The following is a 543-nucleotide window of genomic DNA, read 5'->3' on the forward strand; positions in this document are numbered from 1 at the left end:
CGAATCCATCGAGCGCGTTCTGCATCACCCGGCCGTGGCCAGCAAAAGCTTCCTGATCACCATCGGCGACCGCACCATCACCGGCCTCGTAGCCCGTGACCAAATGGTCGGCCCATGGCAGGTTCCGGTGGCCGACGTTGCCGTCACCGCCACCAGTTTTGACGTCTACACCGGTGAAGCGATGGCGATGGGCGAGCGTACTCCGCTGGCATTGCTGGACGCTCCGGCGTCGGGCCGCATGGCTATCGGCGAAACCCTGACCAACATCGCTGCTTCGCGCATCAACAAGATCTCCGACATCAAACTGTCGGCGAACTGGATGTCCGCTGCCGGCCATCCGGGCGAAGATGCACGTCTGTACGACACCGTGAAAGCGGTCGGTATGGAACTGTGCCCTGAGCTGGGCATCACCATTCCGGTGGGCAAGGACTCGATGTCCATGGCCACCCGTTGGAGCGATAACGGCGAAGAAAAAACCGTGACCTCGCCGATGTCGCTGATCGTGACCGGTTTCGCGCCAGTGGCTGACATCCGTCAGAGCCT

1 pseudogene is annotated in these 543 nt (G+C 61.9%); it reads left to right on the forward strand.

Annotation, left to right across the window (positions count from 1 at the left end):
• A pseudogene (locus BK660_RS32255) lies at window positions 1-543 on the forward strand (phosphoribosylformylglycinamidine synthase); the annotation flags it as partial.

The organism is Pseudomonas brassicacearum (genome assembly GCF_003732265.1).
Classification (GTDB): domain Bacteria; phylum Pseudomonadota; class Gammaproteobacteria; order Pseudomonadales; family Pseudomonadaceae; genus Aquipseudomonas; species Aquipseudomonas brassicacearum_D.